Consider the following 21,244-nt stretch of genomic DNA (forward strand, 5'->3'; position numbering starts at 1 on the left):
CAATGGATGTGAAGCGTCCGCTTCAGATGTCTGTGCTGCTGGGAGCGCTGCTGCTGGCGGTGGCACTGCTGATAGGGCTCGCCTTCGGCGTGCGTGTGGGAATGCTGATGGTCGTCGGGGGGCTGCTCGGCGTATCGCTCTACCATGCCGCTTTCGGCTTTACCGCTGCCTGGCGGGTGTTCATCAGCGAGCGCCGTGGCCGCGGCCTGCGCGCCCAGATGGTGATGCTGGCCATTGCCGTGCTGCTGTTCTTCCCCGCACTGGGTGCCGGCACCCTGTTCGGTCGCGAAGTGATAGGGTTCGTCGCGCCCATCGGCGTTTCGGTGGTGGTGGGCGCCTTTCTGTTCGGCCTCGGTATGCAGCTGGGCGGCGGCTGCGCCTCGGGCACCCTGTTCACCGCCGGCGGCGGTAATGCGCGCATGATGATCACGCTGGTTTTCTTCATCGTCGGTTCGTTAATCGGCACCGCCCATTTCTCCTGGTGGATGGCGCTCCCCGCTTTTCAGCCCGTCTCTCTGGTTCAGACCTTCGGTGCCGGTGGCGGCATCGCCGTGAGCCTGGCACTGTTCGGCGCCATTGCCGTCTTCACCGTATTCATGGAGAAGCGCCGCCATGGCCAGCTGGAAGACGTGCCGCGGATCAACCTGAGCGAGCGCCGTTGGCTCACAGGGCCCTGGCCACTGCTGCTGGGGGCGGTGGCCCTGGCGCTGCTTAACTTCGCTACCCTGGCCCTGGCCGGGCGCCCCTGGGGGATTACCTCGGCCTTCGCCCTTTGGGGTGCCAAAGGCTATGAGCTGCTGGGCGGCGATGTCAGCACCTGGAGCTACTGGCAGGCACCCGGTAATGCCGCGGCACTTCGCGCCAGCGTATGGAGCGATATCACCACGGTAATGAACGTGGGCATCATCCTCGGCGCCATGGTGGCGGCCACCCTGGCCGGTCGCTTCGCCCCCAGCTTTCGCATCCCACTGAGGTCGCTGGTCGCCGCAGTGATCGGGGGGCTGATGCTCGGCTACGGCGCGCGGCTGGCCTTCGGCTGCAATATCGGCGCCTATTTCAGCGGCATCGCCTCGGGCAGCCTGCACGGCTGGGTCTGGCTGGTGGCGGGCTTCGCCGGCAACATGGCGGGCGTCAGGCTGCGGCCCTTCTTCTTTACCGATGGGCCGAGCCAGCCGGCACGGGTAAAGGGGAGCTGAGCCGGGCGCCGTTGGGGGCCTGGCATGATAAAGTTGGCGCCAAGGCGCCGTTAGAGCGCCTATAGCCTGGATTCCAGTCAACGCATCGAGATCACAATGACCACCGAAACCAAACGCCCACTTTACATTCCCTATTCCGGCCCTTCGCTGCTCGAGATGCCGCTGCTCAACAAGGGCAGTGCCTTTTCCCGCGAGGAGCGGCTCGAGTTCAACCTGATCGGTCTGCTGCCTCAGAACGTGGAGACCATCGAGGAACAGGCCGAGCGGGCCTATCGGCAGTATCGGCAGTGTCACAGCGACCTGGATCGCCACATTCACCTGCGTGCCATTCAGGACGATAACGAAACCCTCTACTATCGACTGGTCTCAGAGCATCTCGAGGAGATGCTGCCGATTATCTATACCCCCACGGTGGGGCAGGCCTGTGAAGAGTTCTCCAATATCTATCGCAACCACCGCGGCCTCTTCATCTCCTACCCGGACCGGGAGCGGATGGACGACATCCTGCGCAGCGCGACCAAGGACAGGGTCAAGGTCATTGTCGTTACCGACGGCGAGCGTATCCTCGGCCTCGGCGATCAGGGTATCGGGGGCATGGGCATTCCTATTGGAAAACTGGCGCTCTACACCGCCTGTGGTGGCATCAGCCCGGCCTATACGCTGCCGATCATGCTCGATGTGGGCACCAACAATCAGACATTGCTGGACGACCCCATGTACATGGGCTGGCGACACCCCCGCATCTCCCAGGAAGAGTACGATGCCTTCATCGAGTCGTTCATCGCCGCGGTAAAACGCCGCTGGCCTCATGTGCTGCTTCAGTTCGAGGACTTCGCCCAGGCCAACGCGGTCCCGCTGCTGGAGCGCTATCGCAACGAGCTCTGCTGCTTCAACGACGACGTCCAGGGCACTGCCTCTGTCTGCGTCGGCACCCTGATGGCGGCCTGCCAGGCGCGCGGCGAGACCATGGCCGATCAGCGGGTGGTCTTCGTCGGTGCCGGTTCGGCGGGCTGCGGCATCGCCGAGCAAGTCGTGGTGGCGATGCAGACAGAAGGCCTTTCCGAGCAAACGGCGCGCAGTCGCGTGTTCATGGTGGACCGGGAAGGTCTGGTCACCAGCGACCAGAGCTGGCTGCGCGATTTCCAGCGGCGACTGGCGCATGACCCCGCCATGACCGAGGGCTGGGACGGTCAGGCGCTGGCCGAAGTGGCCCGCCGGGTGAAGCCAACCGTCATGATCGGTGTCTGCGGTCAGAAGGGCATCTTTACCGAAGAGGTCGTGCGTGCCATGCATGCTGGCTGCGAGCGGCCGCTGATCATGCCGCTCTCCAACCCCACCTCCCGTGCCGAAGCGACCCCTTGGGATGTACTCAACTGGACCGACGGGCAGGCCCTGGTAGCCACCGGCAGCCCCTTCCAGCCGGTAGTCTACGACGGCGAGACCTATCCCATCGCCCAGTGTAACAACGCCTATATCTTTCCCGGTATCGGCCTGGGTGTCGTGGCCAGTGGGGCCAGGCGCGTCACCGATGCCATGCTGATGGCCGCTTCCCGAGCGCTCGCGCGGGAAGCGCCGCTGGTCAAGGATGGCGAAGGCGCCCTGCTGCCGGCGCTTTCTCAGATACGTGAACTGAGCAAGGCCATTGCCTTCGACGTTGCCGCCCAGGCTCAGGGTGAAGGCGTCGCGCTCAAGACCGACGGTATCAAGTTGCGCCAGGCTATCGAGCGCAGCAGCTGGGAGCCGGAATACAGGCGTTACCGCCGCCGGTCGTTCTGAGCCGTATCCAAACCTCTGAGCCATGCCGAGCATCGGCGTGGCCTTTCCTGATCTCATGCCGGTCGACGCGCCGCGCGTAGCGTTGATCCAATGCAACGTGTCGGCCGGCAAGCGAACGCCAGCTGTTCTAGGCTGCGAAGTAAGACTGGCGATTTTCCAGGGAAGGCCAGCGGGGGGGAAGGTGGCTGAAGCAGACGAGGGGCAAGGCGTTGACGACTACATGGCACCCGAAATTCCAACCGACGAGGCGGCGCGGCTGGAGGAGCTGCATAGCCTCAAGCTGCTCGACAGCACATCCGACCTGCGCTTCGATCGCTATACCAACCTCGTCGCGGATATCTTCGACTTCCCCATCGTGCTGATTACCCTGGTCGATCGCGATCGCCAGTGGTTCAAGTCCAGCTGTGGGTTGAGCATGCGTGAAACCAGCCGCGACATTTCGTTCTGTGCCCACGCCATCAATGCCCAGAGCGTCATGGTGGTACCCGATACTCATGAAGATCGACGATTCGCAGGCAATCCTCTGGTCACGGGCGATGCGTGTATCCGCTTCTATGCTGGCGCCGTGGTCCATGGTCCTTCCGGCCAGCCGCTGGGCACCCTCTGCGTGCTCGACCGAAAGCCTCGCTCGTTCGACGAAGTGAAGTGCCGCCGTCTCAGGGAATTTGGTGATCTGCTCGAAAGTGAAATCGCCCACCGTAATGATCTGGAAAAACTGCGGGCCTCGATTCAGTTTTCAGCCTATTACGACCCCCTCACCGGCCTGGCCAATCGCCGCCTGCTTCAGGATCGCCTTAGTCAGCTGATCGAGTGGGCCGATTGCGAGCAACGCACCGTCGGTGTGCTTCTGTTCAATATTTCCGGCCTGCGCTTGATCAATCAGAGCTTCGGTAGCGAGGTCGGCGACGACCTGCTCTGCCAGTTTGGTGAGCGACTCAAGACCCTGTGTCCGCCGGGCGGTACCCTTGCACGCCTTCAGGCTGATGAATTCATCATCTGTTTCTCCCCTTACAAGGGTGATGATCGTTACATCGATGCCAAGGCCAGTCACGCCCGAGAACAGCTAAGTCGCCCCTTTCTGGCTGGCGGACGCCAGCACTACCTGCAAGTCAAGATCGGTGCCAGCGTCTTTCCGCAGCATGGCACGACGCAGGCGGGGCTGATTGAGCGGGCATCGGCGGCAATTCGTTTCACGGCTAGTGGAGAAACGCCGGGCATCTGTTTCTTTACCCATGAGGAGGCGCTGGATATCTCGGAGCGGCTGAAGATCGAGTCACGACTTCAGGTCGCTCTGGAAAATCGAAGCCTGGAACTGGTCTTTCAACCCATCATCGATCTTTGGACCGGTCGTATTGCTGCTGTGGAAGCGCTTTGTCGCTGGCAGGATGCCGAATTGGGAAGAGTGGGACCGGACCGCTTCATCCCCATTGCCGAACAGAGCGGATTGATCTACCTGCTGGGACGCTGGGTCCAGCAGGCGGCCTGTGAACAGATTCGACAGTGGCAGCAGCTGAGCCAGTGCCGGGTTCCAATTGCCATCAATGTGGCCGCAGCGGAGCTTCAGCACCCGGATTTTGCCCGAGACCTGCTGGCTAAACTGGATAGCGAGGGTATCGAACCCGATCTGCTCTGGCTTGAAGTCACGGAGCACTCCCTGGTGTCGGACAGCCCGTTGCTGGCTCGCAATCTGGCGCTACTGACACAGGCGAATATCCATTTGAGTATCGATGACTTCGGCACCGGTTATTCGTCCCTCTCCTACCTCTGCCGCCTTCCTATCAGTGGCCTGAAGATCGACCGAGCTTTCATCGAACGATTGCCGGATGGAGAAAAGGAGTTGGCACTTGCTCGGTCGATCATCCGTATGGCAGAAGCATTCGATATCGAGACGGTGGCAGAAGGGGTGGAAACGCAGCAACAGCTGGCATGCTTGGTTGAGCAGGGGTGTCGGTTTGCCCAAGGTTTCTACATTGCCCGACCTGTACCGCCCGGGGAAATACCCGCCTTGTGTCGGCGTGTGTTGGTGAACGGCCTAGGTACACCGGACTCTCCCGGTAAGCGATAGCCAAACTGACAAAGGACCTGCTTGCAGAACCACATGGCCCCACCGGGAGGCCGGTGGGGCCATGTGCCTTCAGGTGGGGCTGCTCATGCCATCAGGCGGTCCCGATCATCCTCCGCAACACGTAGTGGAGGATGCCGCCGTGGCGGTAGTAGTCCAGTTCGTTGGTGGTGTCGATACGACACAGGGCCTCAAGCGTCTTCTCGCCCCTGTCGCTGCGCACTGTTACCCTGACCTTGCCGCCCGGGGTGAGGTCGGCCAGGCCTTCGATGGAGATCGTCTCATCGCCGGTCAGGCCCAGCGTCTTGCGATCCTCACCTTCCGGGAACTGCAATGGCACCACGCCCATGCCGATCAGGTTGGAGCGGTGGATGCGCTCGTAGGATTCGGCAAGTACGGCGCGTACGCCGAGCAACCGCGTGCCCTTGGCCGCCCAGTCGCGGGAGGAGCCGGTGCCATACTCCTTTCCGGCTATCACCACCAGTGGGGTGCCTTTCTCCTGGTACTTCATGGCCGCGTCGTAGATCGCCATCTGCTTGCCCGAGGGCACATGACGGGTCTCGCCGCCCACCACGCCGTCGAGCATCTCGTTCTGGATGCGCACGTTGGCGAAGGTGCCGCGCATCATCACCTCATGATTGCCGCGACGTGAACCGTAGGAGTTGAAGTCCACCGGCTTGATGCCACGCTCCTGCAGGTAGCGCCCCGCCGGGCTGTCGGGCTTGATCGCACCGGCCGGCGAGATGTGGTCGGTGGTCACCGAGTCGCCCAGGACGGCGAGGATATGGGCATCCTTGACGTCTTCGATGGGGTCCGGGTCGCGCCCCATTCCCTCGAAGAAAGGCGGGTGCTGGATGTAGGTGGAGTCCCTCGACCACTCGTAGACCTTGCTCTGGGGCACCTTGAGTGCCTTCCAGGTATCGTCGCCTTCGAACACCTCGGCGTACTCGCTGCGAAACATCGAGGTCTTGACCTTCTCGACGGCGGTGGCGATATCTGCCTGTGAGGGCCAGATGTCCTTCAGGTAGACCGGGTTGCCGTCCTTGTCCTCACCCAGCGGTTCGTTGGAGAGATTGAGCCGGACGTTACCGGCCAGGGCATAGGCGACCACCAGTGGTGGGGAGGCTAGCCAGTTGGTCTTCACCAGCGGGTGAATGCGCCCCTCGAAGTTACGGTTGCCCGAGAGCACCGAGGCGACGGTGAGGTCGCCATCCTCGATCGCCTTCTCGATGGGCGGCGGCAGTGGGCCTGAGTTGCCGATGCAGGTGGTGCAGCCATAGCCGACCAGGTTGAAGCCCAGTGCATCGAGGTCATCGCTGACCCCGCCGGCCTCCAGGTATTCGGTAACCACCTTGGAGCCCGGCGCCAGGGAGGTCTTGACCCACGGTTGGGTCTTGAGTCCGCGGGCCAGGGCGTTGCGGGCCAGCAGGCCTGCGGCCATCATCACGCTGGGATTGGATGTGTTGGTGCAGGAGGTAATGGCGGCGATCACCACGGCGCCGGGGTGGAGCTTGAACGATTCGCCCACGTACTCGACGGGTTGGCTGTCATGGTGTTCGTAGCTGTCATGGACACCGACGGCGGTCTGGCCGCCCTCGGACATCAGCTTGCCGTTTTCGGTGAAAGAGGAGGGCTTCTGGCCCTCGTCCCCCATCAGCTTGGCGAAAGCCTGGGGCATGTCTTTCAGCGCCACCCGGTCCTGGGGGCGCTTGGGCCCGGCCAGGCTGGCCTCGACCTCGTCCATGTCCAGGTGCAGGGTGTCGCTGAAGATCGGTTCGTGGGCGGGCTCGCGCCAGAGGCCCTGCGCCTTGCAGTAGGCCTCGACCAGTGCGATCACGTCGTCGTCGCGGCCGGTCAGGCGCAGGTAGTTGAGGGTTTCCTCGTCCACCGGGAAGAAGCCGCAGGTGGCCCCGTACTCCGGCGCCATGTTGGCGATGGTGGCGCGGTCGGCCAGCGGCAGGTCGGCCAGGCCGTCGCCATAGAACTCGACGAACTTGCCGACCACGCCGCGGTTGCGCAGCATCTGGGTGACGGTCAGCACCAGATCGGTGGCGGTAATGCCCTCCCTGAGCTTGCCGGTGAGCTTGAAGCCGACCACCTCGGGGATCAGCATCGATACCGGCTGGCCGAGCATGGCGGCCTCGGCCTCGATGCCACCGACGCCCCAGCCGAGTATCCCCAGGCCGTTGATCATCGTGGTATGGGAGTCGGTGCCCACCAGGGTGTCGGGGTAGGCGAAGCATTTGCCGTCTTCTTCCTTGGTCCACACCGTCTTGCCCAGGTACTCCAGGTTGACCTGGTGGCAGATACCGGTGCCCGGCGGCACGACGCGAAAGTTATCGAAGGCGTCCTGGCCCCATCGCAGGAATTCGTAGCGCTCCCGGTTGCGCTCCATCTCGATGGCCACGTTGTCGCGAAACGCGGTGGGATTGCCGAACTTGTCGACCATCACGGAGTGGTCGATGACCAGGTCCACCGGCGACAGGGGATTGATGCGTGCCGGGTCTTCGCCGAGTGCTTCCACCGCCGCCCGCATGGAGGCCAGGTCCACTACGCCAGGTACCCCGGTGAAGTCCTGCATCAGCACACGCGCCGGGCGATAGCCTATCTCGCGATCGGAGCGGCCCTGCTGCTGCCAGTCGACCAGGGCCTGCAGGTCCTCTCGGGAGACGCTGTCGGCGTCGGAAAAGCGCAGCTGGTTTTCCAGTAGAATCTTCAGGGTCATCGGCAGGCGGTCGATGTTGCCCAGCGCCTCGGCTGCCTTCGGCAGGCTGTAGTAATGATAGGTGGTGCCGTTCGCGTCCAGCGTCTGCCGGGTATCCGGTATCTTGTCACGGCTCATGAAAGCCTCCTGTCACGGTAGTGAACGGTCCTTTACTTAGAACTCGTGTTTAGAACATGGTCATCATAGGCTGCCCTTTCAAGCACTGCCCAAGCTTTCTATGCTGAACGAAAGTTCGTTGTGTGGTGCTGATGTTCCGCCGCAAGGAGGGGCTGGCGCCCAGGGAGACTCCGTTATGAATGAAGAGCGCCTCGATACGCGGTCGGTACACTGCCCCTACTGCAACATGCCCTTCGAACTGCTGGTGGATGCCTCGCAGGGGAGCCACGAGACCTGGGAGGACTGCCCCTACTGCTGTTCACCCATCCAACTGCGCATTGTCGTCTCACCCATCGATGGTGAACTGGAGGATGTCCTGGTGGGGCGTGACGACGAGGTCCTCTAGCGGGTCGTTGCCGGATGCGCCGCCCGGGGGTTGGGCTGCTACAATGGGTCTCTTTGCTTTCGGGGGTCCGGCGCTGGCGGTTGCCATGCCGCAACGACAGGGCCGGCAACCGATACTCATCTATCCAGCGAGTCACGAGGTTCTCCATGAGCGAAGCGCGTCACGAACGCCTGATTATTCTCGGCTCCGGCCCGGCCGGCTATACCGCCGCGGTCTATGCTGCCCGTGCCAACCTCAAGCCGGTACTGATCACCGGGATCCAGGCCGGCGGCCAGTTGACGACCACCACCGACGTCGACAACTGGCCCGGGGACGATGCCGGCGTTCAGGGCCCCGAGCTGATGGAGCGCATGAAGCGCCACGCCGAGCGTTTCGATACCGAGGTGCTGTTCGATCACATCCATGAGGTGGAGCTGCGCCAGCGCCCCTTTACCCTCAAGGGCGACAACGGGGCCTATACTTGTGACGCACTGATCATCGCCACCGGCGCCAGCGCCCGCTACCTGGGGCTGGAATCGGAGCAGAAGTTCATGGGGCAAGGGGTCTCGGCCTGCGCCACCTGCGACGGCTTCTTCTATCGCAATCAGGAGGTTGTCGTGGTGGGCGGCGGCAACACCGCCGTGGAGGAGGCGCTCTATCTATCCAATATCGCCTCCAAGGTGACCCTGGTGCACCGCCGCGACACCCTGCGCGCCGAGAAGATCCTGCAGGACAAGCTGCGCGAGAAGGCCAAGAACGGCAACGTGGTACTCGAGTGGAACCATGTGCTGGAGGAGGTGCTGGGTGACAATACTGGTGTCACCGGGGTGCGGATCACGTCCACCCAGGACGGCAGCACCAAGGAGATTGTCGCGCCGGGCCTGTTCATTGCCATTGGCCATAGCCCCAATACGGGCATCTTCGAGGGACAGCTGGACATGGCTGGCGGCTACATCAAGGTGCAGTCGGGCCTGGCGGGCAACGCCACGGCTACCAGCGTGCCGGGTGTGTTTGCCGCCGGCGACGTGATGGACCATGTTTATCGGCAAGCCGTCACCTCTGCCGGTACCGGCTGCATGGCGGCACTGGATGCGGAGCGTTATCTGGACGAGCTGTAACGATCCAATACACTCAGTGGCGCTGGTCCTCGAGTCGGCCAGTGCCTGCTTGGGTGTCTGTAGCCGCGCCTCGCTCGCCTTTACTTTGGACTGGTCCTACGGGACAGCTCGTCAAGCGCCTTCACGCCTTCCAGTGCCGCAGAAACGGCTTGCCGAAAGACTTTGCTTTTTGCCTCGACCTGTTCGTCTTCTCGAGAGAGGCGCTCCTTGGTCCTGGAGAGGAGGGTTGTACTCTCGGGGAGGGCGGCGCGGGCCTCGGTAACGAACTTGGTGTTGTCCATGTGTTTCAGTGCCTCCCGGCGAGTCTCGGAAGCGCGACTGAAGCTGTCTTCGATCTGACTACCGAGGGCCTGAAGGCGCAGCGCTGTCTCGCCCATCAGGCCTTTACCGTCAGCGTCGGCGGTGCTGACATCTTCAGTATGTGTCAACCCGCTGAGGGTGGGCACGACAATTCGTCTACCGGCATGGAAACCCCCTGCACTGGAAAGCCGCGGGTTGGCTGCAATCAGTGCGGCCTCGGCGCGGTGCTGGAGATCGGTGCTACCGCGGCCCTCGATCCTGTAAAGACGGCGGGCCAGCGTGGCGATGGTGCGTTCGCGGCCGAGAGTGGCAATTTTGGTCGGCATGACCATTCCCTCCGGTCAAGCATTCAAGTTGAGCGCCGCGAAGGGCGCGGGCAGGCCACCGGGATGGACGATGATCGCGGCGGAGGTGATATTGCCGATGGGCGTGGCGGCGCCCTCGCGGCCAGTGACGATGCGCAGCGAAGTGGATTCGCGGTTAAAGTGGGTCAAGTTGTTGCCCGCCGCGGATACCCGCGGTGCGGCCAGAAACACCAGCTCGCGTATGGCGATTTCGCCGGGCAGATTGCATTGGTTGTTGGCGAAAGAGAGTCCGGTAGAAGCGGGATCGACAATGGTCACCATTGCGCTGAGGAGGTTCCGCGCGGATCGCGCGTGGTTGCCGATACACGTCATCTGAGAGGGTGATACGGGAAGGATAGCCGCGAAGTGCCCAGCGGATACAGTCCAGGTCTCTTCCCCAACATTGAAATAGATCAGCTCAGTGGCCTCGAAAATGGGTATCGCAGCAGTGAAGCCATTCGCGGGTGTGCCCAGGTCGTCGCCGAAATCGTCAATCGGGGCACCGACCAGGATGGCTCGCCAGTCGACCTGTTCCTCGCCTTGTTGGGGGTCCCCCATAATGCGGTTCGAGCCGATATTCAGGCCGAGAAAAGGCTGCCGGGCGAGGATCCCGACCGATGAGCTCTCAGGCAGGTTGCCGCCGATTTCCGACACGACATTGGACGATATGTCCACACTGCCGACACCCTGGATACCAATGCCGACGTAGCGCTGGCCGGAGAAACCTGCTTCCCCCACACGACGGATCGAGTTGCCGATCACCTGGCCGGATTCGACCGAGGTTAGCGCAATGCCGATGGCGGCATCCAGGCCCGCATTGATTCCGACCCGTTCGACCGCGTTGTTATCGATGGCGAGGTGACGAATAGTGGCGTCGGGACTGGTGGTGATACCCGCCTCTGCACTGTCGCGAATGATGTTGCGCTTGATGAACAGGGTGTCGTGTGCTCCGGCGATACGGATACCCGTGCCGCACTCGAAGATGGTATTGCCAATGATCTGGGCGTCGGTCAGCGTTTCGGGCAGGATGCTCGGGGCGAGGAAGATGCCGTCGCCGCCCCCCTCATTACCGCCGGATATCTCGCAATCCTGCACCCGTGTGGTGCCGGCTGAAATATTCACGGCGGTGCGGTTGGCGACGACTATGCTGCCGTCGATTGACAGGGATGCCGCAGGGAGTTCGGCCCAGTTGATGCGGATGCCGCCCCCGGTCGAAAAGACCAGGTTGCGCGACAGCCTGGCAGCGGAGATATTCATTGCCGCGCGGTCGATGCGCACGGCGTCGCGACCGCCGAACAGAATGCAATCGAGTGCGCGCAACTCGGCGAAGGCGGCGAATGGCAGGTCGCCGTCCTCATCGAGTTCGTAGGAGGAGCGCGAACCGAGCGCGTGAGGTGCTATGGAGACGCATTCCTCGACTTTGGTGCCGAGCTGGACGCCATCGAGTGCGATGCCGAAGTCGAAGCGATCTTCCGGAGTTGCCGATGCCACAAGCACGGCGAGCCGGCGCAACGCCAGAAGCGAAGTGCTGACTGCCACAACCCCGTGCACCGGCAGCGAAGCGCCATCATCGCCGGTTGCCGGGGCGACGAGGAGGGTGAAATCCTCGAGTTCGATATCGCTGCAGGTTTCGATCCTCAGGGCCCCGCCTGCGCCCTGGTACACGAGCATGGTGCCGAGTCCCTGGCCGACCATGCGGATGGCGTTGCGGTTGGACAGGAGCACCGGCTGGTGTAATACATAGGTGCCGGCCTCGAGGCACACGGTACCACCCGCCGCGCCGATCTGGCCGATGGCATCTTGAATGGTCAGCTCTCCGGAAGTGTGTCCCTCGGCGGTGACGCATACGGTGCAGGCGCAGCCTTCACCCGCCTCGAACAGGGGGGGCCAGAAGCTGCGGCAGTCGAGCACGGAGGCAGCCCCGTCTTCCTGGCGCAAGATGGCGAGGCGGCTGTAGTGGCCCTGGACGCCGTCCGGAGGCGCTGCGTGGAGGGTTTCGATCTGGGTACCCGCGGTGCGCGCGGCAAACCGCCAGTGGTCCATCTCGCGGTAACCGCCGGGTCCCGCGGCGGTAGAGAAGGAGGCCGTGATCCCGCTTTCCAGTACGACGGCGCGGTCGTCGGGGGGCACCGGAATCAGCCCGTTGGAGTCCTCGGTGTCGAGGTCTATCCACACGCTGCCGTCGTCTAGCCGAACGACGCCCTGCTGGTCCCAGCGGATAAGCCGGGTATGCCGTGTGGCCACCGTGTCACCGTCCATGCCCGAGGGCAGCAGGTCGGCCTCGATGGCGTTCTCGAACTCGATCTCGCGGGTCTCAGGATCGACATCGGCCACACGCAGCATCTGGCCCGAGCGGTGGTTCAACTCGCGGTGATCATCGGTGATCTCGGCCCAGTCGCCCGGGCGGAAACGCAGTACCTGGTCGCGGCCGATGCGGCCGACGGTGACACTCTCTGTATCCTCGGCGATCGATACCACCGAGGCTCGGACCGAGGCGTTCTCGCGGCTGAACTTGAAGAGGGCCTCTCCCTGGGACGGCGGGTTGCCATCATCATCCGGTTCGCCGGTGGAGTGGATCTCGATTCGGTAAAACTGGTTCTCGATGCCGGAGTAGCCTTCGGTCGGTGGTACCAGGCAGGGGTCTTCCGGGTCCTCGATGTCGATGGTGCCTGTGGTCAGCCGCGCGGTGGAGGGTGCGATCTCGTCGAGCCAGCCGCCGAGTTCTGCGTCGGACGTGGCGCAGGTGGCGGCGTCGCCGATATCCGGCAGAACGCGGACCTGCCACACGGACTGCCATCGCGTCGTTGTGTCGAGCCCGTCGAGGGCGGGCTCCAGCAGGCCGGTAAATTCAGTGGGGGTAATCTCTCGCTGCCAGCTCACAATATAGACGAGGTGGGTGCCGGCCTGGGGCAATTCTTGGGGGGTGGGCCAGTAGGGTTGGTCGAAGTAATCGATATAATCGCCCGCAGGCGGTGCGATCATCTCGTCGAGTACGCCTTCGGGGCCGCCTGCCCCGGGGCGCGTGCGGTCGAAGATGGGGTCGGGCAGGGAGGTGTCACCGTCATCGAAATTGGCCGAGCCGTGGCACTCCAGGAGCTTGCCGTACTGGTAAAAGCGGCCACGGCCAACTTCGAGGCCGGTATCCGTCAGGCGGATTTCGAAGCCGAGCGGCGTTTCCCGCGGGACCACGGCGCGGCCGATGGTGTCCACCGTTCCCGCGCGGATGCGGCGCTCGAACATTGTCACCAGTTCGTTCCAGTCGCTGTCGAGCACTGCACGGCCCTGCTGCAGGAATACCCCGGCATAATCCCGCAGGGCATCGAAACTGTCTCTGCTGTAGTCACCGCTCATGGAAGTTTCCTCCTTTCCAAGCTGATACGTTGCAGAAAATTATGTTTCGTAGAAGATCCCCGCTTCCAGGCCGAAACGCAGGTACTCCTCCAGCCGGATACGCAGGTTGGCCTCGCGTTGTGGCGCGGCGAGGAGATGAAAGGCACCCATTTCACCCTCGTCCGACGCGCCGGTGCGGATCTCCAGTGGGCTGGCGAGGCGAAGCTGGGCATAGGCGGGTTGACTGGCGCTTTGCGCCTCGAAGCCCGGACGCATTCGGCGGAGGATTCGGGAGTGGATCAGTGCCCTTTCCGCGGCGGTGATGGATCCGCCGGCTTTGGCTTCCGCCGTGGCCACCGCCTGGTCGATGGCGAGTTGCGGCTGGCAGCGGTAGCGGCGCGGGGTCACTGAGGCCTGCGGTACAAAGCTGAAGCGCATGCAGCCCTGCTGCCGCCGCAGGGCGCGGACCGGTGCGCTGCCGTCGGTGGTTCGCGCGTGCAGTATGGCGTTGGAAACCAGCGGGAAGCTGCGCGCGAACAGGCGGCCGATGATGGTGCTGGCGACAATCGTCAAGGCACCCGCGGGGTCGCCTTCGCCGGAGGGGCCGGATATGGCGAGCCCCTCTGCGCTGTTGCGGGCCGGCAGTGCGGCGGCGTCGACGATGCTGTCGCGGATATCCGCGTTGGTGGATTCATGCATGCGGATCGGGCCACAGATGGCGCGGTCGATGGTGAGTTCGAGGCCGCTGGTGGTGACTGCCAGGCTGGTGGCGCCCGGGCTCTGGGGATCGCCAGCGGCAGTGAACGCGAGGCCGGGGATCAGGGTCAGGTGGCGCAGGGTCATGGACTTGGGCGATTCGCCGTCCCCGGTGGGCAGAATCTCGATGGGGAAGCCCTCGATGACCAGGCCGTTGAGCACGATCCGCGACTCGGCGCCGCCGGTGATCTGTATGGCGGCGGGCGGGCGCAGTATGGGGCGTACGTTGTTGGCCGCGCGCAAGATCAGTTCGACATCGGGCTCGACCGCGATGGCGAGGCTCTCGGCGAACACATCCGAAGTGGTGATCTCGACGATTCCGCCAGTGGGCGCTACGGCGTCGATGGCGCTCTGAAGATTCGGATGATCGGGGCTGGGATAGCGTATCAGCGTCTGCCCGGGATGGCGCTTCAGGGTGGACGCGCGATTGTACTGGCCGCCGCCGATACGGGCGGGGAAACCGGCGTGGAAACGGGTGCGCACCTCCCCGGGTTCCTCGAGGGGAAAAGCGATACGGCCCAGCGCGGGATCGACGCGCACCGGTGCGTTGTTTCCGGGGATGGCGTCGTGGGGCGAGTGGTTCCAGCCCGGCCCGTCATTGGAGAGATCGCAGGCCTGGATATGCGCCAATGGCACCGGTTGATCGTCCACGAAGATCTCGAAGGCGCGGCCGGGGCCGTACCAGAGAGAGGGATCGGCGTGCAGCGTGCGGCGGGAGATATCGCCGGGCACATGCTCGGGGCGCGAGATCGAGGTGATGCTCTGCTCCGGCTGGGGCAGATTCACCAGCTGGCGCGGCGCACCCAGTGGATCGAAGAGGTAGCGGCGGCCGTCCCATTCAGTCGCCGGCACGTGGATGTGGGGCATGGGGATCAGACGCCAGAGGAAGAGTCCGATATTGGCAAAATTGTGTTTGCCACCGAGGCTTCTGCGTGACCGGGTCTGCTGGATCGAACGGACATCCACCGTGTGCGAGATGTTGTCGAAGGCGCGACCCAACGGCTCCAAGTCCAGCGGATCGCGCAGGTCGGGCGTCAGGTGGTGGGCCGGCCGTACCTGGTTCATATGCTGGCAGGTGGCGGTGGTCTGGAAGAACTCCACCACATGAGCGGGCCAGCCGGTGACGTCGCGGGCCAGGGCTTCCAGCACCGCGGCGGTGCCTTTGCGACGGCGGTAGCCGATGGTGTTGGCGACTTCGGCGCGGTTGCTGATGTCGGCACCCTCGAATTCGTAGAGCGCCCGGTAGCCGATAGTGCCGCCGATATAGGGCGAAGCCCAGTCGGCGCAGGTTTCGATAAACAGGTTGTCGAGCAATTGCTCGATATTCTCCTCGACCACTGCCCCCTCACGGGCGAGGACCGCGACCAGTGCCCTGAGCGGCTCACCTTCATCGGCGTCGCGCAGCCGATGGACGGCGGGCAGCAGTCGGTACAGGGCTTCGGGGGTGATCCGGTTCATGCCATCAGCTCCAGCTTGTCCAGCGGGCCCGGGGCCAGGGTGAGTATCTCGGCCGGCAGCAGCGTGCCGTCTGCGCCCAGGCGCGCGCCCAGGGAAAGCAGGCGCGCATGGGCGATCGGCAATGTCTGCGGGCTGCTGGTGCGGTACAGCCGGTCGATGTCGACCGCCCTCAGCCCCTCCACCTTGTGCGCGGCGGCGGCGACTTCAGAGAGACTCAGCACCTCGCCGAAACCGCGGCTGGCGAAGGAGAATGCCCGGCGCAGCCGCTGTTCGGTGGCGGCGAGCACGGTTTCGCTGTCGTAGGCGCTGTCCACCGCGACCTTGAGCCCCACCCGGAAACTGGCCGGTTGGTAGGAAAGCAGGTCCACGCCCACCAGCGGGTCGCCGAGGTTGCGCAGTGCGTCGAGAAGATTGCTGAAGGTGGCGGAGCGGGGCGCAATAGTGGCGCCGCCCTCGCCGGCGATGGTGACAAGAATGCGTCTTGTCTCCCCCTGCCAGACCCAGCGGGCCTCGGCCCTGGCGATGCCGGGGAAGCTGAGCGCGAAATCGCGATAGTCGGTGAGCGAGACCACCCGGCCCAGGGTGAGTGTAAATAAGGACGCGTTGATACGGGCCTCTTCGGTGGCTTCGGGATCGGCGCCCCCGGCTGCGGGCAGCGGGTTGTCGGTCGCCTTGAGTCCGAGCGGGCGGTCGAGAGGCAGCGTCAACTGCCCCGCACGCAGGTTGCCGTCGCGCCCCAGGCCGCGGGAGTGCTCGACGACGATATTGTCGCGGCCAGCGGGAGGGCGGGCGCCGGAGATGCCGTCCCCAAATTCGATCACCGTCTTGCCCTCGTCCGTGAGCGAGGTCTTGTAGACCCGGGCTGCTGCGCCGCGCTGGTAGAGGTCGGGGACCTCCCGCCATTCCACGCCATCGATACGCAGCTGCAAGGTGCTTTCGACACCGGTCTCGGTGGGGGCCAGGCGGTGGGTGACGGGGGCCTGCTTGAGCTGGAACTTTTGGTAAGGTGAAGATGGATTGCCGCTACCGAGTATCTCGGCGGCCGCCTCGCCGTGGGCGGCGCGGACGACATTGGCGTGGATGCGCAGGCTGGTGCGGTCGAAAGCGGCGCCGAGAGGTTCCGCCAGCTCCAGGCGGGAGTGGCTGGCGTCCACGGCGACGATCCGCTCCAAGGTGGCGGCGAGCGCGATTTCCTCGGAGTCTTCAGGCGCGGCAACCGGCTCGAGCGCGGTGGGCGGCTCGACGGCGGTACCGATAAAACCGGTTTCATCACGCAGGTGAAAACGTAGAGCGGCCCCTTGGGGGACAGGGTCATCCATCAGCGTGACAATTGCACCTCTGGTGACTCCGCGGATGGCACCGTCATCCGCTGTCAGACCGACAACCTGAGCCGTCACCCGTAGCTGCGCCCGGAGTCCGCGGAGGATCAGCTTGCGCCCCTCCGGCAGGTCATCCATTGCCTGATCGAGTTCGATCTTGTCGCCCGCCACCCATGTGTCGAGTGGGGTCTCGGCGAGCGGAATTTCCTGGCTTCCGCCGTACACCGCAACACGCCGGTATTGTTCCGCGAACGAAGATATCTGACCGGACTTGTCCAGAGTCAGGCGGGTCGTGCGCCCGCCTATCGCATATCTCGCCTCGGTGTCCGCCTTGGCATCTTCTATCCGGTACAGCTCTTCGAGGCCGGAGCGGAGTGAGAGCAGTGCCCAGCTGTGGGGGACAAACGGCTTGTAGACCGTATCGAGCGTGATCCCTGTGCCCGCGGCAAGTGTGAAGTGCCAATCTCCCGGGTGTTCGGGGATACCGCGAATGACCGATGGTGACGGTTCGGGGATCGGCTCTCCTGGCTCGATGATTGGAAGTTCATCGCTGATAAAGCCGAAGCTTTCCCGAATTTCCTCTGACAGAACCCGGGGATGTGGCGCGTTGTGGCCGAACAGTGAGGCCCGTTCGCGCAACTGATAGAGCGTCAGACCGGGGGTCGGTTGATTGCCCGCAGTCGCCACGCTGTCGAGAGCCGTGTTCCAGGTGATGCGGGTTCGCTGGCCGTCGGCGGCGGTTTCCACCGAGGTGATGAAGCGGAAATCCCACAGCGTGGAATTGACGTCGAAGCCGAAGAAATCCTGGTCACTCCTTTCGCGTGAGATGAAAACGATGGCGTCGCCGACCTGCAGCGCCGGCGTGCCCTCGGCCCAGGCGGAGTTGTCGCCGTTCCCGGGCAGAATCGGACGCGTCAGGCGCGGGCGCAGTGTGTTCCAGGCGACCCGGGCGTCGAGGTCGGCGAGGGTCTCGAACACCTGGGGGGATTCGTCCGGCCCCGGCTGGCTCTGCACGTGGGTACCGGCGGGCACCAGCAGATCGGAGACATCGGGAGCGGCGCCGGGTGGATCCTCCATCAGGATGACGAGATCGGTTTCGGCGGCCGCGCCGGGGTGCAGGCGGTAGCCGATCAGTCGTGCGAGTTCGCCCACCGACAGCCGCTCCGTGGCCGTGCCCATGTAGGCTTCGTTGGCGAGGCGCTCCTGGTAGAACGTCAGTACATCGCAGACCGACGCCCAGGCATCGATCAGGGCGATGGAGAAGTCATCGTCCTCGCGGGTGCGCAGTTCGGCAAGTGCCGGGTGGGCGGCGGACGCGAGGTTCGTGAGCATTGTCGCCTTGAAGCTGGCGTGGTCGCCGGCACGAAAGGCGATGGCCGACAGGTTTGGGCGGTTTTCCGTCGGCTGTAGCGTGGCCAGGGCGGTTCCGTCGCAGCAGCCGCAGGGCGATGTTGTCACGCCGGCATCAGGGTGCCCGACGCGGATGGGTGCGCCGCTCATTTTCCGCCTCCCATTTCTATTTCCAGGGTGCCGTGCTCGGGGTAGTTCGGGTCGTTGTCGAGCCGGGCTATTTCCAGCCGCCCGAACGCCAACACGCCATTTTCCAGCGCCTCGGTGCGGGTGCTGCCCCGTCGGCGGAAGTGTCGAGCCTCTACCGAGGCGACGCCCTCGACCGCCATTGTTCGGGCGTAGATTGCACTGAGATAGACGGCGTTGCCGAAGGTCAGTCTGTCCGGGTGGAAGAAGCCCGTGCTGCCGTCCGGATTGCGGCTTGCGCCGAGCGCGCGTAACAGGTCCTGCCGTACCTGTGAGCGGAAGTGGTCACGGTGTGCGCACACGAAAAGGCCGATTTCGAGCGCGATAAAGCGCGGCGCGTCTATCTCCAGGTCGTACCCCGCCATGCGCACCGCGTTCAGTTGCTCGCGCAGTTCCGCCTTGAATTCCGGTGTCACGGGTCGGTTGCCGAAGCGATCTACGGTGACGAAGACGGTGTGGCCGTGGCCATTCCAGCGGAAGGTCGCCGCGGCGCGCTGGACGTCGCGATGGCGTCGGGCCATTTCGGCGTAGTCCTCGGGTGTCACCGCACGTTGTTGCCGGCGGTAGGCGTAGGGTGCGGCCTGGCGGACATCTTCCATGGATTCCGGATCCAGGCCGCCGCTGGCGGGGATGGGATTGCGAACGGCGGTGATCTCGGAAAAACCGCTGATAACGTGGGAGATGGCCCCGGCGCCGACATTGCCGCGGCGGCCATTGCCGACGCGGTAGCCGGCGACAAAGGGTGTACCGGTTGCAGGGCGGCGGCCATTGCGGTTGTCGCCGAAACGCAGCAAGGCGGCCCCATCGGCTTCGGTCTCCACGACAAAATGAGTGTGTTCAGGGAACGACTGGAGCAGATCGGGTCGGGCCTGCCACTCCTCCTGCATGGGCGCTTCGCCCGAGAGAAGAACGACCTTGGGCCGGCGGCTCATGAGGTCCGGGTGGGTGGCGGCGTAGGCGGACGGTGCAGGCTCGTCGAAAGGGGCGACTTGCGATATCGGACCCTCGGCGAGGCGTGGGCGAAAGCGCGGCGGTACGGTGCGCGTTTCGGGGGGCGCGCAGGGGCCGCCGCCGGCCTCAGGCACCAACTGTAGATGTGACTGTGGCACGACACCCAACGCCTCGTCCGCGATGGTCTGGCCGTGGTCGGCGAGCAGCACATTGCCGAGCGCATGCGAAACCTGGCGCTGGAGTCCGCCGCCAACGGCTTCGTCGAGCTCGGAGGAAAGACAGAAAGGGAAGGGCAGCGCATCCTCCTTGGCCCAGCGGATCTCGGTGATTGGCGCGCCTTCGAGCACGTCGGTCTCACCCGCTTGTACCGCGGTCAGACGCACCGCGTGACGAATGGCTGGGTCCGCGTCGGCGGCGCGTCCGGTACGCGGGCCGAGGCGCTCCTCGAAGATCAGCACATCGCCGGGGGCGAGACTGGGATAGTCGCCGGCGAGTGTGGCGCGGGTCGCCCCTCCGGGCAGGCAGCATTCCGCGTCGGACCATTCGTAGAAGGGCATGGCGTTTTCCACGACAGTCAGGGTCTTGGCATGCAGAGACTCGAAAACCAGCGGCGACAGGCGCAGGGCAGCCTCTTCATCGTCTTCGGGAATTACCGGTTCGAAGCTGTTTACCCGGGTCAGGAAGCGCGTTCCAGCCTGCAGTGTGATGCCATCCGCGGATGACTGCACCTGAACCCACACGCGCGCGTTGGCGCCGTCGTGCATCCGGTAGTCCACCAGCCGAGCGTGACGGCGCACCGAGGAGCGCCGTCGGGCGGTGGCGAGATAGGCTTCGGTGGCCACCGCGTCCTGGGCGTAGGAGAGGCGGTCAGCGGTGTAAGCCAGCGCCTCGACCAGGGTGATGCCCAGGTCCGCCGCGTTGCGCTCTCGCCAGTCGGGCATGAGCTGGGCCATGCGGTCCAGCATCAGGCGGCGGAAGCTCTGGTAGTCCTTGGCCAGATAGGAGAGCGCGGGCTGTTCGACCGGCTCCTCGGGACAGGCATGCAGCGGGGCACAGTCGAAATCGGTGGGGCATTCGACCTTGAAGGAGAAGTCGATCTCGGAGAGCACCTGGTCGATCCCCGGCGGTGGAACCAGAGCGCCCGGCGAGACGACGAGGCGGAGCCGGTAGCCCGCGTGGTCGCCTGTGGACGACGTGCGCAACACCAGCACCTGTTCGGGGGCGGGGAGGGTGGCGAGATAGGTGATCAGTCCCGGCTCGGCCAGTGCGGCATTCGGCGCGTCGGCGCGAGTGACCCACTCGAGTTCGACGTCAGTGATGCGCTCGCCGCCGCTGAGCTCGAAGTTCTCGAGCGCCAGCGCCGGTGCGGTATCGAGGAAGCGTAGCAGCAGTGTGCGCTGCGCCGGCGTATCGGCGGGGGCCTCGCGGTCAAGTGCCTCGAGGAAATCGATGCCGTTGATCGCCCTACCATCGGTGATCGCCTGCAGCACGCGCTCGCGCCGCCGAGGATCACAGCAGTGATAGATCATGGGCCACCTCCCACCTTGAAGCTGGCGGAACTCGATGCGCCGCTGCGCAGGATCTGATAGGCGATGGTGAGATGGATGGTGGCATCCACCGCCTGGGCGGTGATGTCCCCCACCACGATGCGCTGGCCGAGATGCTGCTGCAGTGCACCGCGGATCATGAACTCGGTGGTTGCCGCCTGTTCAGTGCTGGCGGGGGCGAAGAGCAATTGATAGATGCCTGCGCCGAAGTCGGGGCGATTCACCCGCTCGCCGGGGTTGGTAAACAGGAGCTGCTCGATCAGGTCGCGGATGTGGTCCTCCTCGGAGGTTTCCGAGGTGCGCTCGCGGCCGTCGAAGTGATAGGGAAAGTCGATCTGCATGGCC

General features: G+C 64.4%; 12 protein-coding genes. 5 read left to right on the top strand and 7 right to left on the bottom strand.

Annotated features, from left to right (window positions below):
• Window positions 1–26: 26 nt before the first annotated feature.
• The 3 genes from DU505_RS11325 (at window position 27) to DU505_RS11335 (ending at window position 5,037) form a co-directional block, all read left to right on the top strand.
• Complete coding sequence (locus DU505_RS11325) at window positions 27–1,196, top strand: YeeE/YedE family protein (protein ID WP_422667020.1); 1,170 nt, start codon at window positions 27–29, stop codon at window positions 1,194–1,196.
• Between the two features lie 96 nt (window positions 1,197–1,292).
• Entirely contained in the window at window positions 1,293–2,972 is a 1,680-nt protein-coding gene (locus DU505_RS11330; protein ID WP_114479095.1) for an NAD-dependent malic enzyme, read from the top strand.
• A gap of 181 nt (window positions 2,973–3,153) precedes the next feature.
• Window positions 3,154–5,037 carry a sensor domain-containing phosphodiesterase gene (locus DU505_RS11335; protein WP_181872804.1) on the top strand — a complete coding sequence of 628 codons (1,884 nt, stop codon included), beginning with the start codon at window positions 3,154–3,156 and terminating at the stop codon, window positions 5,035–5,037.
• 91 nt (window positions 5,038–5,128) lie between these two features.
• On the opposite strand, the gene acnA is transcribed toward DU505_RS11335, so the two are convergent.
• Window positions 5,129–7,876 (bottom strand): aconitate hydratase AcnA, encoded by a 2,748-nt coding sequence (gene acnA, locus DU505_RS11340; RefSeq protein ID WP_114479097.1) that lies wholly within the window; start codon window positions 7,874–7,876, stop codon window positions 5,129–5,131.
• A gap of 175 nt (window positions 7,877–8,051) precedes the next feature.
• Between acnA and DU505_RS11345 the strand changes: the two genes are divergently transcribed.
• Both DU505_RS11345 and trxB read left to right on the top strand, forming a co-directional pair.
• On the top strand, window positions 8,052–8,261 hold the full coding sequence (locus tag DU505_RS11345) for a zinc ribbon domain-containing protein (RefSeq protein ID WP_114479098.1): 210 nt from the start codon (window positions 8,052–8,054) through the stop codon (window positions 8,259–8,261).
• Window positions 8,262–8,407: 146 nt separating this feature from the next.
• On the top strand, window positions 8,408–9,358 hold the full coding sequence (gene trxB / locus DU505_RS11350) for a thioredoxin-disulfide reductase (RefSeq protein ID WP_114479099.1): 951 nt from the start codon (window positions 8,408–8,410) through the stop codon (window positions 9,356–9,358).
• 80 nt (window positions 9,359–9,438) lie between these two features.
• Here trxB and DU505_RS11355 read toward each other — a convergent pair whose 3' ends face one another.
• From DU505_RS11355 to DU505_RS11380, 6 genes are read right to left on the bottom strand one after another with little or no spacing between them, the layout of a single operon-like run.
• Window positions 9,439–9,984: a hypothetical protein gene (locus tag DU505_RS11355; RefSeq protein WP_114479100.1), complete on the bottom strand. Its 546-nt coding sequence runs from the start codon at window positions 9,982–9,984 to the stop codon at window positions 9,439–9,441.
• A gap of 15 nt (window positions 9,985–9,999) precedes the next feature.
• Entirely contained in the window at window positions 10,000–13,353 is a 3,354-nt protein-coding gene (locus tag DU505_RS11360) for a DUF6519 domain-containing protein (protein ID WP_114479101.1), read from the bottom strand.
• 39 nt (window positions 13,354–13,392) lie between these two features.
• Window positions 13,393–15,546: a hypothetical protein gene (locus tag DU505_RS11365; RefSeq protein WP_114479102.1), complete on the bottom strand. Its 2,154-nt coding sequence runs from the start codon at window positions 15,544–15,546 to the stop codon at window positions 13,393–13,395.
• A complete protein-coding gene (locus DU505_RS11370) occupies window positions 15,543–18,365 on the bottom strand; it encodes a baseplate J/gp47 family protein (RefSeq protein ID WP_114479103.1) in 2,823 nt (940 codons plus the stop codon). The genes DU505_RS11365 and DU505_RS11370 overlap by 4 nt, the downstream gene beginning before the upstream one ends.
• Window positions 18,362–20,881 carry a putative baseplate assembly protein gene (locus DU505_RS11375; RefSeq protein ID WP_114479104.1) on the bottom strand — a complete coding sequence of 840 codons (2,520 nt, stop codon included), beginning with the start codon at window positions 20,879–20,881 and terminating at the stop codon, window positions 18,362–18,364. Before DU505_RS11375 ends, DU505_RS11370 begins: the two co-directional genes overlap by 4 nt.
• Window positions 20,878–21,240, bottom strand: a complete 363-nt coding sequence (locus DU505_RS11380) for a GPW/gp25 family protein (RefSeq protein WP_114479105.1) — start codon at window positions 21,238–21,240, stop codon at window positions 20,878–20,880. Before DU505_RS11380 ends, DU505_RS11375 begins: the two co-directional genes overlap by 4 nt.
• Window positions 21,241–21,244 lie beyond the last annotated feature (4 nt).

Source organism: Billgrantia montanilacus (assembly GCF_003336675.1).
Lineage (GTDB): Bacteria > Pseudomonadota > Gammaproteobacteria > Pseudomonadales > Halomonadaceae > Halomonas > Halomonas montanilacus.

Excerpts from the sequence above, each read along its gene's own strand:
- DU505_RS11325 (WP_422667020.1), top strand. The coding sequence starts at position 27 with ATGTCTGTGCTGCTGGGAGCGCTGCTGCTGGCGGTGGCACTGCTGATA.
- DU505_RS11330 (WP_114479095.1), top strand. The coding sequence starts at position 1,293 with ATGACCACCGAAACCAAACGCCCACTTTACATTCCCTATTCCGGCCCT.
- acnA (WP_114479097.1), bottom strand. The coding sequence starts at position 7,876 with ATGAGCCGTGACAAGATACCGGATACCCGGCAGACGCTGGACGCGAAC.
- DU505_RS11345 (WP_114479098.1), top strand. The coding sequence starts at position 8,052 with ATGAATGAAGAGCGCCTCGATACGCGGTCGGTACACTGCCCCTACTGC.
- trxB (WP_114479099.1), top strand. The coding sequence starts at position 8,408 with ATGAGCGAAGCGCGTCACGAACGCCTGATTATTCTCGGCTCCGGCCCG.
- DU505_RS11355 (WP_114479100.1), bottom strand. The coding sequence starts at position 9,984 with ATGCCGACCAAAATTGCCACTCTCGGCCGCGAACGCACCATCGCCACG.
- DU505_RS11360 (WP_114479101.1), bottom strand. The coding sequence starts at position 13,353 with ATGAGCGGTGACTACAGCAGAGACAGTTTCGATGCCCTGCGGGATTAT.
- DU505_RS11365 (WP_114479102.1), bottom strand. The coding sequence starts at position 15,546 with ATGAACCGGATCACCCCCGAAGCCCTGTACCGACTGCTGCCCGCCGTC.
- DU505_RS11370 (WP_114479103.1), bottom strand. The coding sequence starts at position 18,365 with ATGAGCGGCGCACCCATCCGCGTCGGGCACCCTGATGCCGGCGTGACA.
- DU505_RS11375 (WP_114479104.1), bottom strand. The coding sequence starts at position 20,881 with ATGATCTATCACTGCTGTGATCCTCGGCGGCGCGAGCGCGTGCTGCAG.
- DU505_RS11380 (WP_114479105.1), bottom strand. The coding sequence starts at position 21,240 with ATGCAGATCGACTTTCCCTATCACTTCGACGGCCGCGAGCGCACCTCG.